At 64.0% G+C, this 11,851-nt stretch carries 11 protein-coding genes and 1 tRNA gene; 5 read left to right on the forward strand and 7 right to left on the reverse strand.

Going from position 1 to position 11,851, the window contains the following annotated elements:
• Window positions 1–128: 128 nt before the first annotated feature.
• Complete coding sequence (mfd, locus tag QCE73_RS06695) at window positions 129–3,602, reverse strand: transcription-repair coupling factor (RefSeq protein ID WP_035498720.1); 3,474 nt, start codon at window positions 3,600–3,602, stop codon at window positions 129–131.
• Window positions 3,603–3,728: 126 nt separating this feature from the next.
• Between mfd and ispD the strand changes: the two genes are divergently transcribed.
• Complete coding sequence (gene ispD, locus QCE73_RS06700; protein ID WP_309880329.1) at window positions 3,729–4,463, forward strand: 2-C-methyl-D-erythritol 4-phosphate cytidylyltransferase; 735 nt, start codon at window positions 3,729–3,731, stop codon at window positions 4,461–4,463.
• 26 nt (window positions 4,464–4,489) lie between these two features.
• A complete protein-coding gene (ispF, locus tag QCE73_RS06705) occupies window positions 4,490–4,981 on the forward strand; it encodes a 2-C-methyl-D-erythritol 2,4-cyclodiphosphate synthase (protein ID WP_187604797.1) in 492 nt (163 codons plus the stop codon).
• Window positions 4,982–5,020: 39 nt separating this feature from the next.
• On the opposite strand, the gene QCE73_RS06710 is transcribed toward ispF, so the two are convergent.
• The 4 genes from QCE73_RS06710 to ompR form a co-directional block, all read right to left on the reverse strand.
• The gene (locus QCE73_RS06710) at window positions 5,021–5,545 is read right to left on the reverse strand and encodes a carboxymuconolactone decarboxylase family protein (protein ID WP_309880331.1); all 525 of its coding nucleotides are present in this window, start codon (window positions 5,543–5,545) and stop codon (window positions 5,021–5,023) included.
• An 86-nt stretch (window positions 5,546–5,631) separates the two neighbouring features.
• Window positions 5,632–6,180: a peroxiredoxin gene (locus QCE73_RS06715; RefSeq protein ID WP_035498713.1), complete on the reverse strand. Its 549-nt coding sequence runs from the start codon at window positions 6,178–6,180 to the stop codon at window positions 5,632–5,634.
• Window positions 6,181–6,357: 177 nt separating this feature from the next.
• A complete protein-coding gene (locus tag QCE73_RS06720; RefSeq protein ID WP_035498710.1) occupies window positions 6,358–7,722 on the reverse strand; it encodes an ATP-binding protein in 1,365 nt (454 codons plus the stop codon).
• A gap of 62 nt (window positions 7,723–7,784) precedes the next feature.
• Window positions 7,785–8,510, reverse strand: coding sequence for a two-component system response regulator OmpR (gene ompR / locus QCE73_RS06725; protein ID WP_008349770.1), 726 nt, complete (start codon window positions 8,508–8,510; stop codon window positions 7,785–7,787).
• A 244-nt stretch (window positions 8,511–8,754) separates the two neighbouring features.
• Between ompR and QCE73_RS06730 the strand changes: the two genes are divergently transcribed.
• Together QCE73_RS06730 and QCE73_RS06735 are read left to right on the forward strand one after the other, a co-directional pair.
• Window positions 8,755–9,144 (forward strand): hypothetical protein, encoded by a 390-nt coding sequence (locus QCE73_RS06730; protein ID WP_309880332.1) that lies wholly within the window; start codon window positions 8,755–8,757, stop codon window positions 9,142–9,144.
• Between the two features lie 15 nt (window positions 9,145–9,159).
• Window positions 9,160–10,074: a DUF1501 domain-containing protein gene (locus tag QCE73_RS06735; RefSeq protein ID WP_309880334.1), complete on the forward strand. Its 915-nt coding sequence runs from the start codon at window positions 9,160–9,162 to the stop codon at window positions 10,072–10,074.
• Here the strand turns inward: QCE73_RS06735 and QCE73_RS06740 are convergent.
• Entirely contained in the window at window positions 10,071–10,892 is an 822-nt protein-coding gene (locus QCE73_RS06740; protein ID WP_309880335.1) for a squalene/phytoene synthase family protein, read from the reverse strand. The two genes, QCE73_RS06735 and QCE73_RS06740, sit on opposite strands and share 4 nt — an antisense overlap.
• A 212-nt stretch (window positions 10,893–11,104) precedes the next feature.
• A tRNA-Leu gene (locus QCE73_RS06745) sits at window positions 11,105–11,191 on the reverse strand.
• A gap of 272 nt (window positions 11,192–11,463) precedes the next feature.
• Here QCE73_RS06745 and QCE73_RS06750 point away from each other — a divergent pair.
• Complete coding sequence (locus QCE73_RS06750; protein ID WP_309880336.1) at window positions 11,464–11,835, forward strand: DUF2946 domain-containing protein; 372 nt, start codon at window positions 11,464–11,466, stop codon at window positions 11,833–11,835.
• Window positions 11,836–11,851 lie beyond the last annotated feature (16 nt).

Raw genomic sequence — 11,851 nt, forward strand, 5'->3', positions numbered from 1 at the left:
GCGGGCGATGAGAAGCTGCTTTCTTTGGTTACTTTCTTTGCAGCAGCAAAGAAAGTGACCCCCGCCCCGGGGAGGGGCAGTGCTAATAGACCGACACGATCACAGGCCATCCACAGAAACCAAAACCCTCACCGCACACCAACAGCCTGCCTCACCGGCCCACCCAACGCCCTTAGCGTCTCCTTAACCGTAGAAATCCGCACAGCAAGATCGGGACTCCGCGCCTCGATGCGCAACTTGTCCTGCCCCGCGAGCTTGATGTGCTTATGCTTCTGAACCATCTCGATGATCTTCATCCCATCAACGGGCGGATTCGGAATGAACTGCAGCGAGATCGACTGCTCGGCCGCATCGATCTTCGAGATGCCGAGCGGCTTCGCGGCCAGCCTCAGCCGATGCGTCTCGACGAGCGCATGCGCCTGCGGCGGCAGCTTGCCGAAACGGTCGACGAGTTCTTCGAGAATGCCGTCGATGGCATCGCTCGATTCGCAGTTGGCAAGCCGCTTGTACAGCGACAAACGCTCCTGCACGTCGCCGCAATAATCGGCGGGCAAGATCGCCGGCGCGTGCAGGTTGATCTCGGTCGTCGCGGCAAGCGGCGCGTTCAGATCCGGCTCGCGGCCTTCCTTCAGCGCGCGCACCGCGTCGTTCAGCATGTCGGTGTAGAGCTGGAAGCCGATCTCGTGAATCTCGCCCGACTGCTTGTCGCCGAGTACTTCGCCCGTGCCGCGAATTTCGAGGTCGTGCATCGCGAGATAGAAGCCCGAGCCGAGCTCCTCCATTTGCTGGATCGCTTCGAGCCGGCGCTGCGCCTGCTTGGTCAGCGACTGCGGATCGTGCACCAGCAGATACGCATACGCCTGGTGATGCGAGCGCCCCACGCGTCCGCGCAACTGATGCAACTGCGCGAGACCGAACTTGTCCGAGCGATGCATGAGGATCGTGTTCGCGCTCGGCACGTCGATGCCCGTTTCGATGATCGTCGTGCACAACAGCACGTTCGCGCGCTGTCCGACGAAATCGCGCATTACGCGTTCGAGCTCGCGTTCGTGCATCTGTCCGTGCGCCACCGCGATGCGCGCTTCCGGCACCAACGCTTCGAGCATCGTGCGGCGATTCTCGATCGTCTCGACCTCGTTGTGCAGGAAGTACACCTGTCCGCCGCGCTTGAGTTCGCGCAGCATCGCCTCGCGGATCACGCCGTCTTCCTCGCGCCGCACGAAGGTCTTGATCGCGAGTCGCTTCTGCGGTGCAGTCGCGATCACGGAGAAATCGCGCAGGCCTTCGAGCGCCATGCCGAGCGTGCGCGGAATCGGCGTCGCGGTGAGCGTGAGCACATCGACCTCGGCGCGCAACGCCTTCAGCGCTTCCTTCTGCCGCACGCCGAAGCGGTGTTCCTCGTCGATGATCACGAGCCCGAGCCGCTTGAACTTCACATCGCCCGACAAGAGCTTGTGCGTGCCGATGACGATATCGACCGAGCCGTCGTTGATCTGCTGCACTGCCGTCGATACTTCCTTGCCGGTCTTGAAGCGCGACAGCTCCGCGATCCGCACGGGCCAGTCGGCGAAGCGGTCGGTGAAGGTCTGCGTGTGCTGCTCGGCGAGCAGCGTAGTGGGCGAAAGAATCGCGACCTGCTTGCCCGCCATCACCGCGATGAACGCGGCGCGCAGCGCGACTTCCGTCTTGCCGAAGCCGACGTCGCCGCACACGAGACGGTCCATCGGCTTGCCGCTCGTCATGTCGCCGATCACCGCCGCGATCGCTGCCGCCTGATCGGGCGTTTCCTCGAAGCCGAAGCTTTCCGCGAACTTCACGTAATCGCGCGGTTCGAGCTTGAACGCGTAGCCCTCGCGCGCGGCGCGGCGCGCGTAGAGGTTGAGGAGTTCCGCCGCCGTATCGCGGATTTGCTGCGCGGCCTTGCGCTTGGCCTTTTCCCACTGGCCGGAACCGAGCGTGTGCAGAGGCGCGCTCTCCGGGTCCGCGCCGCTGTAGCGCGAGATCACATGCAATTGCGCGACCGGCACATACAGCTTCGATTCGTTCTGGTACTCGAGATGCAGGAATTCGGTCTCGCCTTCGCCCAGATCCATCGACACGAGGCCCATGTAGCGACCGATGCCGTGCTGCGCATGGACGACGGGATCGCCGACCTTCAGCTCGGCGAGATCGCGGACCATCGAATCGACGTTGCTCGCCTGCTCCTGGCGACGCCGTCCCGCGCGGCGCGCGAGCGGCCCGTAAAGCTCCGTCTCGGTGATGATCGACAGCTTCTCCGCGGGCAGCGCGAAGCCGTTCGCCAGCGGCGCGATGCCGAGCGTGAATCTGGCGTCGCTCGTGAGCCACTCCTGGAACGTGTCGCGCAACTCGCCGCGCAGGCCGTTGTCCGCGAGCAGTTGCTGCATTGTTTCACGCCGTCCCGCCGATTCCGCGACGAGCATCACGCGGTTCTCCGTCTGCTCCAGATAATGGCGCAGCGCGAGCAAGGGTTCGTCGGCGTGACGGTCGAGGGCGAGACCCGGCAGCGGTACCGCCCAGCCGCCTTCCGGCGTGCTCGGGAATTTCAGCTGGGCGAAGGGCTTCGCGAACGTGAAGAAATCGTCGTCGCTCAGAAAGAGCCGGCGCGGTTCGAGCAAGGGCCGCTCGCGGTCGTGCGAGAGAAAGTCGAAGCGCTGCTTCGTGTCGTTCGTGAAGCGCTTGATCGCCGCATCCATGTCGCCGACGAACGCGAGCTGCGAGCCTTCCGGCAGATAGTGGAAGAGGGTGGCGGTTTCGTCGAAAAAGAGCGGCAGATAATATTCGATGCCCGCCGACGGCACGCCGATGCCGATGTCCTTGTAAATCTGCGAGCGGCTCGGATCGCCCTCGAAGACCTCGCGCCAGCGGCTGCGGAAGGCGGTGCGCGCGGCTTCGTCGAACGGAAACTCGCGGCCCGGCAGCAGACGCACGTCGCGCACGGGGTAGAGGCTGCGCTGCGTGTCGGGATCGAACGCGCGGATGGAGTCCACCTGATCGTCGAACAGATCGATGCGATAGGGCAGCGCCGAGCCCATCGGATACAGGTCGATGAGCGAGCCGCGCACGCAGTATTCGCCCGGCCGCACGACCTGACTCACGTGCTCGTAGCCCGCGAGCGTCAATTGCGCCTTGAGCTTGGCTTCGTTCAGGCGCTCGCCCTGCGTGAACGAGAACGTGTAGGCCGCGAGAAACGAGGCGGGCGGCATGCGGTAAAGCGCCGTCGTCGCGGGCACGATCAGAATGTCGCAGCGGCCTTCGCCGAGGTCGTGCAGCGTGGCGAGACGCTCGGACACGAGATCCTGGTGCGGCGAGAACGTGTCGTACGGCAGCGTTTCCCAGTCCGGCAGAAGCCGCACGCGCGCGTCCGGCGCGAAGAAGGGGATTTCGGCGGCGAGGCGCTGCGCATCGACGGCGCCCGCGGTCAGGACCGTCAGGAGCGGCACGCTCTCGCGATACGCGGTGTGATAGCGCGCGATGGCGAGCGCATCGGCGGAGCCGGAGGCCCCGTCGAAGACGAAGCGCTGGCCCGGCTTCACGAGCGCGATGGGAGAACTGGACTGCGCGTTGACGGCTTTGGAAGGCATAGAGTGTGCATGGAGCCGTCCGGCAAACGCGGGTTCGGAGAGTCGATTACCGCGCGCGGGACGTGATCGCGAAAGACCTATTATAAAATCCGGGCTTCAACTTTGACTTGCCCACATTATTCGCCCGTGACTTCGCGCCTGTTTTCACTGATTCCCTGCGCCGGAACCGGCAGCCGTTCCGGTGCGCCGATGCCGAAGCAATACCAGACTGTCGCGGGCCGTCCGATGCTCGCGTACTCGCTTGCGGCGTTCGACGCGTGCTCCGAATTCTCGCAGACACTCGTCGTGCTCGCACCGGACGACCATCATTTCGACGCCCGCCGCTTCGCCGGGCTGCGCTTCGCGGTCGAGCGCTGCGGCGGCGCCTCGCGGCAGGCGTCGGTGTACAACGGGCTGCTCGCGCTCGCGAAATTCGGCGCGCGCGAGAACGACTGGGTGCTCGTGCACGACGCCGCGCGGCCCGGCATCACGCCGGAGCTGATTCGCAAACTTGTCGCGGAACTGCGCGATGATACGGTCGGCGGCATTCTCGCACTGCCGCTCGCGGATACGCTCAAGCGCGTCGCACCGAACATGCCCGACGTGCCGTCCGTTGCTGGTGAAAGCGAGACGCGCATCGCACGCACGGAATCGCGCGACGGGCTCTGGCAGGCGCAGACGCCGCAGATGTTCCGGCTCGGCATGCTGCGCGAAGCGATCGAGCGTGCGCGTCACGACGGCCACGATCTGACGGACGAAGCGAGCGCCGTCGAATGGCTCGGGCACTCGCCGAAACTAGTTCAGGGCAGCTTGCGCAACTTCAAGGTGACCTATCCGGAAGATTTCGCGCTCGCGGGCGCGGTCCTTTCCGCGAACGCCTGACTCACACTCAACGAAGGTTTGAATCGATGGATTTCAGAATCGGACAAGGGTACGACGTCCACCAGCTCGTCGAGGGCCGCCCGCTCATCATCGGCGGCGTGACGATTCCCTACGAACGCGGCCTGCTCGGCCACTCCGACGCCGACGTGCTCCTGCACGCGATCACCGATGCGCTCTTCGGCGCGGCGTCGCTCGGCGACATCGGCCGGCATTTTCCGGACACGGCGACGGAATTCGCCGGCGCCGACAGCCGCGTGCTGCTGCGCGAGGCGTTCAAGCGCGTGTCGGAAGCGGGATTCGCGATCGCGAACGTCGACAGCACGATCATCGCGCAGGCGCCCAAACTCGCGCCCCATATCGATGCGATGCGCGCGAATATCGCCGCCGATCTCGATCTCGCCATCGACCGTGTGAACGTGAAGGCCAAGACGAACGAAAAGCTGGGCTATCTCGGCCGCAAGGAAGGCATCGAAGCGCAGGCTGCGGTGCTGCTGCGCCGTACATCCATCGACGGATGAGACGACGCCACGCTGCCTGAGCGTGGTGTTTTCGAAGACTTACTTGCCTTCCGCCTCGATCGTCAGCGCGACGGCGTTGATCACCGCCGCGATGCGTCCGACGTCGCGCAATTGCGTCGTCGACATGCCTTCGGCCACGAGATTCGCGTAGTGCGATTTCACGCAGAAATGGCACTTGCCGACGATCGACGCCGCGAGCGCGTACATCTCGAAGCGCCGCTTGTCGACGCCGCCGTGCGACGCATAAGCATTCATGCGCAGGCCGGCGGGCTGCGTTTTGAGATCGGCGTTGTCGGCCATCTCCAGATACGGATACCAGACGTTGTTCATGCCCATCAGCGCGGCGGCGGTCAGCGCGGCGTTGGTCTCTTCCGGCGTCAGCACGCCCGCATTGCGGATGATGCCGGTCAGCTTCGTCGCCTTCGCGGCATACGCGGCGGCAAGCGCGACGCCGACCGCATCGTTGCCTTCGAGCGACGAGCGGGCAATCGTGCCATCGACATTCAGGCGAATGTCCTTCGCGTAGTCGGGCACGAGTTCCTTGATCGCAGACAGGAATTCCATTGTTCTCTCCAGTTCGATGGCGTTAAAAAGCCCGCCGCGGCCGGATACGCTCGGCCGAAGGCGGGCTTCGCGGCATCAGGAAACGCTTACAGCGTCGAGCCGCCGACAGCGCGGTTGCACGGGCACAGTTCGTCCGTTTGCAAGCCGTCGAGAATACGCAGGACTTCTTCCGGGCTGCGGCCCACGTTCAGGTTGTTGACGGACACGTGCTGAATGACGTTGTCCGGATCGACGATGAAGGTCGCGCGCAGCGCCACGCCGGCTTCCTTGTCGCGCACGCCGAGCTGGTCGATCAGTTCGCCCTTCACATCGCCGAACGCGTAGTGGTTCAGCTTGTTCAGGTCCTTGTGCTCGCGGCGCCATGCGAGCTTGACGAACTCGTTATCGACGCTGCCGCCGAGCAGAACCGCGTCGCGATCCTCGAAATCCTTCGCCAGCTTCGCGAACTCGACGATTTCCGTCGGGCATACGAACGTGAAGTCCTTCGGATAAAAGTAAATGATCTTCCACTTGCCCGGAAACGACTGCTCGGTGATTTCCTCGAAAGCGGACTGGCCGTTTTCTTCGTGATGGTTGAAACCCGGTTTCGCAGCGGTAACGGTAAATGCTTCGACTTTATCGCCAACGGTCTTCATGCAGTAACTCCTGTGAAATCGTTGAATGGACAAGCTCGACCAAATTACTGGATCGCCATAACGCACGCGTGACACTTTCGTGCCAGGCGTGCTGCGCGTTAACCCGGTTCATCTTAACTCTAATTAAATGATCGGCTCGGTGGTTTCTGGCTACCGATTCGGCCGATATGCAGGCGTCTAGCCTTCGAAGCGCGCGCCGCCTTTCACGGGCGGGAAATCGATCGTCACTTCGAAGCCGGGAAGCGGCGTGCGGTTGCGCAGCCGCAGCGTGCCGCGCTGACGCGTGACGAGGCGCTGCACGATGGCCATGCCGAGACCCGTGCCGTTCGCCTGCGTGCGCGCCGTGTCGACGCGATAGAACGGGCGCGTGATGAGCGCGACCTGATCGTCGGGAATGCCGCGGCCTTCGTCCATCACGGAGAGTTCGACCTTGCCGTGCGCGACGCGCGTCTGCAACGTGATGCGCGCGATGTCGTCCTGTTCGCTGCGTCCGTACTTGCGCGCGTTTTCCAGCAGATTGCCGACCACGCGGCGCGCATCGGTCGGATCGCCTTCGATGACCGCGCCTTGCGCGAGATCGGTATGCATCACGACGCCGTCGTCGGCCTGGAAGCGCGCGGCGAGCTCGCTTGCGATCATCGAGAGATCCACCGCTTCGGGCATGCGCTGCATCGGCCGCGCGTAATCGAGGAAGCGGCCGATGATCATGTCCATCTGCTCGATGTCGTCGATCATCGCGAGCTTGGTCGCTTCGTCCGACGGGCTCATTTCCGTTTCCAGACGCAGGCGCGCGAGCGGCGTGCGCAGATCGTGCGAGATGCCCGCGAGCATCAGCGCGCGATCCGCTTCGAGCTGTTCGAGGTCCTGCACCATCTGGTTGAAGCTTCGGTTGGTTTCCGCCGCCACGCCCATGCCGCGCTCGGGCAAAGGCTCCGGCGACTGCCCCGAGCCGACCTTGCGCGCCGCGAGCGCGAGGCGCGCGAACGGCCGGTTCACGAGACTCGTGATGAACGCCGCGCCGAACAGCGACAACGCGAGCGCGAACACGCCCCAGCCGGCCCATTGCAGGCCGGTGACGGTGTCGAGCTGATCGCGATCGAGCGCGACCCAGTAGTCGTCGTCGTCGATCTTGAAGCTGATCCAGACGCCGGGAATGTCGTTCACCGACTGCGCGATGATCGTCTCGTTGCCGAGCCGGCCGCGCACGTCGCGCTCGATCAGCCGGTTGAGCGATTCGTCCGGCTGCAGCTTGTATTTGTCGGTGGTCTCGCGCGGATACACGCGCACGCCCTCGTTGCTCTCCAGATCCTGAAGCAGCGCGCGGCGCAGATCGGGATCGGAATAGAGCAGGGCGGTGCGCGTGAGCTTGACCACGGCGACGAGCTGAAGCGCCACGCGTTGCGCGCGCGGTTCGCGTTCGATCACGCGAAAGCTCTGGAACCACGCCGTCAGACTGACGGCGATGAGCAACGCGATCAGCGCGAAGGTTCGCCAGAACAGGCCGCCGAACGCGAGCGCCAGTAGCCGCCTGTCGATGCGCATGGGTCTGTCGGGTTCAGCTCGGTAAAGGGGAGAAAGCGTGACGAAACTCGCTCAAATATCGATCAGGCTGCGCCGTCGGGAATGAAGACGTAGCCGAGGCCCCACACGGTCTGAATGAAACGCGGGCTGCTGGGGTCCGGCTCGATCAGCTTGCGCAGACGCGAGATCTGCACGTCGAGGCTTCGATCGAACACTTCATATTCACGTCCGCGCGCGAGTTCCATCAACTTCTCGCGCGAGAGCGGCTGACGCGGATGACGCGCGAATACCTTCAGCACCGAAAACTCGCCGGTCGTCAGCGGAATTTCCTGGCCGTTCTTCGTGAGCGTGCGCGTCGCGAGGTTCAGCGCGAACTCGCCGAATTCGAACACTTCGGTGGTTTCGGACGGCGCGCCCGGCAATTCGGACGGCGTTTGTCGACGCAGCACCGCGTGAATGCGCGCGACGAGTTCGCGCGGATTGAACGGCTTCGGCAGATAGTCGTCCGCGCCCATTTCGAGCCCGACGATGCGATCGACGTCTTCGCCCTTCGCGGTGAGCATGATGATCGGCGTGCGATCGTTGCTGCCGCGCAGACGCCGGCAGATGGAAAGCCCGTCTTCGCCGGGAAGCATCAGATCGAGCACGAGCAGATCGAAACGCTCGCGCACCCAGAGCTTGTTCATCGACGGCGCGTTTTCAGCGACGTACACATTGAAGCCCTGTTCACCGAGATAGCGCCGCAGCAGATCGCGCAGGCGCGGATCGTCGTCGACGACGAGAATTTTTGAAGGGTTCTTGGTTTCCATGGAGGCATCTTAGCGCGTTTGATCAAACGCCGAGTTTGTAACAAAAGCGAGTGTAACAGTTGGTTACAAAATTTACGGGGGCTGTGGCACGGCCTAAGGGTTTGCTGCGTACACTCCTTTACCTAAGCCCGCCATTCGGTAGATACTCCATTAGACCAGCGCGTCATGCGGCCCGACCAAGCCCTTGTAAGACGTGCGCGAAAAGAATGAGGCTGTCCGGTTGTCGAGCAACGAAGGGAACAACATGAAGGGAGCGCGGCAGCGCGGACCTGTGCGCTCCGAGCGCATCTTCAGAAAGACACTTCTTGCCAGTGCGCTCTACGCAGTACTGAGCACACCCCACGCCTATGCGCAGTCCACAGGCTTCGATCGCGGCATCTCCACTTCGCCTAATCGCTTCGACGGCCGCATGATTCGCGCGCAGCAGCGCACGGGTAGCGTGAATGGCGCGGCTAAAGGCTCGACTCCTTCGAGCCAGGATCGCGACCCGAAAGGGCTCGCGATGCAACCCATCCAGCAGGTCGATCAGACACCGCCCGCGCGCCCGCCGCGCCACACAGTGATGACCGCCGACGAGCGTCGTCTCCTGCGGCAGCACATCGAAGAAGCGGTGCGCGATCTGTACAAGCGGTAAGCGGCGCGACCCGCGATGAACCGACGTCAATTCCTCTCGATTGCCGGCGCGTTCGCAGGATGCGCGGGCAGCTTGAGAGAAGCGTGCGCCATCGCACATTCCAATGCTTCGTCCGCCATTCACTCGCTCGTGCTCGTCGATCTCGACGGCGGCAACGATGGGCTGAACACCGTCATTCCTGTCGCCGATCCTCGCTATCGCGCGTTGAGGCCGAATCTCGCCATATCGAAAGACCGGGCATTGACGCTCGATGAACGCACGGCCTTGCATCCGTCGCTGTCGCCGTTGATGAGCGCGTGGCGCGCGAACGATCTCGCGATCGTGCAGGGCGTCGGTTACGACGCGCCCAACCGGTCGCATTACCGCTCGCGCCAGATCTGGGATACCGCATCGCACGTCGATGAATATCGTGCCGATGGCTGGCTCGATCGCGTGAATGTCGTCACCGAGGTGAAGACGTTCAAGGCCGCGAGCGATGCCATCGCGCGCGCCTCGCCGCATGAGACAAGCGTGATTCGCATCGCGCTGCATGGCTTCGATACGCACGAGAATCAGGCGCGCCGGCATGCGGCGTGTCTTGCACGACTGGCTGAAGGACTCGCTTCGCTGCGCGCGTCGTTGATCTCGTGCGGCGCGTGGAGTCGCACGCTCGTGAGTACGCGTTCGGAGTTCGGGCGCGCCGCGCGTGAAAATGCCGCGGGCGGCACGGAGCACGGCGCGGCTTCGGCGCATTTCATGATGGGTGGACGTGTGCGCGGCGGACTGTTCGGCACGCCGCCGCGACTCGATCGGCTCGATGCGGACGGCGGCTTGCCCGTCGGCATCGACTTCAGACGGCTGTATGCGACTGTCCTCGACGCATGCTGGCAGAGCGATTCCGCGTCGATCCTCGGCGCGCGTTTCGAGCCGCTACCGATTCTCCGCGTCTAACGCGTGCGCCATGTGATCCACAGCTTGCGGATCGGCGTGAGCGCGATGCGCTGATGCAGCACCTGAAAGTTTTCACGTTCGATCTCGTCGAAGAGCGCGAGCGACAGCGCGGCCTGCGCGCGCAGCACGCGCTGCGTCGCGCGTTCCGAGGCTGGGATGGCGGCCAGCGCATCGTCGAGCGCTTGGCGGGCGCGTCCGGTCTGAAAGCGCATGAGATCCGTGAAGGCATCGCTGTACTTTCGATTGATGACATCCGCGGCGGTCACGTTGAAGCGCTGCAACTCGTCGATCGGAATATAGATGCGGCCATTGCGCGCATCGCCGCCGATCTCCTGAACACGCTCCGCGAGCAGCAACGCCGATCCCAGCGGAGCAGCCCACGCGGCGGCCTGGCCCGGATCGCGCGCGGTGGCCCGCGCAAGTGCCGTCGCGAACGCGCCGCCCGTCTGATCGAGATACCGTTTGAGACCGGGCCAGTCGAGATAGCGCGCCTGATCCAGATCCATGCCGAAACCATCGACGACCGTGGCGAGCGACGCGCGCCATGCCGCATCGCCTTCATGCGCCTGCAATGCCTTGGTGACCGGGTGCGTCGGCTCGCCGCCATCGAGCCGGCCAAGCTCGCTCTGCCACCACGCGTGCTTCGTGCGGCCGATGGTCGGATCGCTGGTTTCCTTCACGGTCTCTTCGAGTTCGCGATAGAGCGCGAAGAGCGCGGTCAGAAGCGGCTGGCTCGCGGCCGGCGCGCGGCGCAGCGCGTAGTACGTGCCGGAACCTTCGGGGGCGGCCTTTTGCTGGCAATAGTCGTCGAAATTCACGAACGGGGCTTATGGGAGTTCGAAGGGGAGGCGTCGTGGGGTGTCGTCTTGCGGTTTCGCCACGCGGCGGACCGACGCTCATTTTATCCGGCGGGGCCCTCGCAGGCGAAAGGCGAGGCGATGACGATCGAGCTGGGCGACATCGGCATGTGACCGGCGAAAGCAGAGCCGGAAAACGAAAAACCCCTTTGCCGATGAAAGGGGTTTCGTTGTGGTGCGAGGAGGGGGACTCGAACCCCCACACCCTTGCGGGCGTCAGGACCTAAACCTGGTGCGTCTACCAATTTCGCCATCCTCGCAGCACGGCAGGCGCTCTGGGCTGATTCGGTGACGATTCGCGCCCGGCGATGCCGCCGTGTCCGGCACCGGTCCACTGTGCCAAGCCCGAAATTCTAACCGATCCGTCCGGCGATGTCTGCGAAAATGCGTCAACGCTTTTCGCTCGGTGAATCGGCTTGCAAGGCGCGCGCATGAGCGCCGATCCCGGACATACACGCTCAAGGATTGCCGCTTCGTGAGCGGCTGCCTACAATCCCGTTCATTCATTCGTCTCGACACCCGGCTTCCTCTCATGACTCGCAACGCGCGCAATCGCTTCGTCGCATGGCTCGGCATCGCCGCCATGTGGCTCGCGATCGTCGCGCCGGTCATCAGTCAGACACTCGAAGCACGCAACGTCACGACCGATCCGCAAGCGATCCTGTGCACGGTCGATGCAAGCAGCGCGGATGCGCACGCGGGTCATCACGACGCCGCGAATCATTTCGACGCCTGCTCGTACTGCGGACTGCTCGCGCATGATCTACCCGTCGCTACGAGCGCCGCGCATGATGTGGCATCGATCGAGCGCGTCGTGCGCGCCCCGACATTCGCAAGCGCCGATCCTGTCGCTTCGAAATCCTTCAACGCCGCGAGCCCGCGCGCGCCTCCCGTTCTTTCCTGACATCGTCCTTCGTCCG

This window comes from Caballeronia sp. LZ029, assembly GCF_031451275.1.
Taxonomy (GTDB): Bacteria; Pseudomonadota; Gammaproteobacteria; order Burkholderiales; family Burkholderiaceae; genus Caballeronia; species Caballeronia jiangsuensis.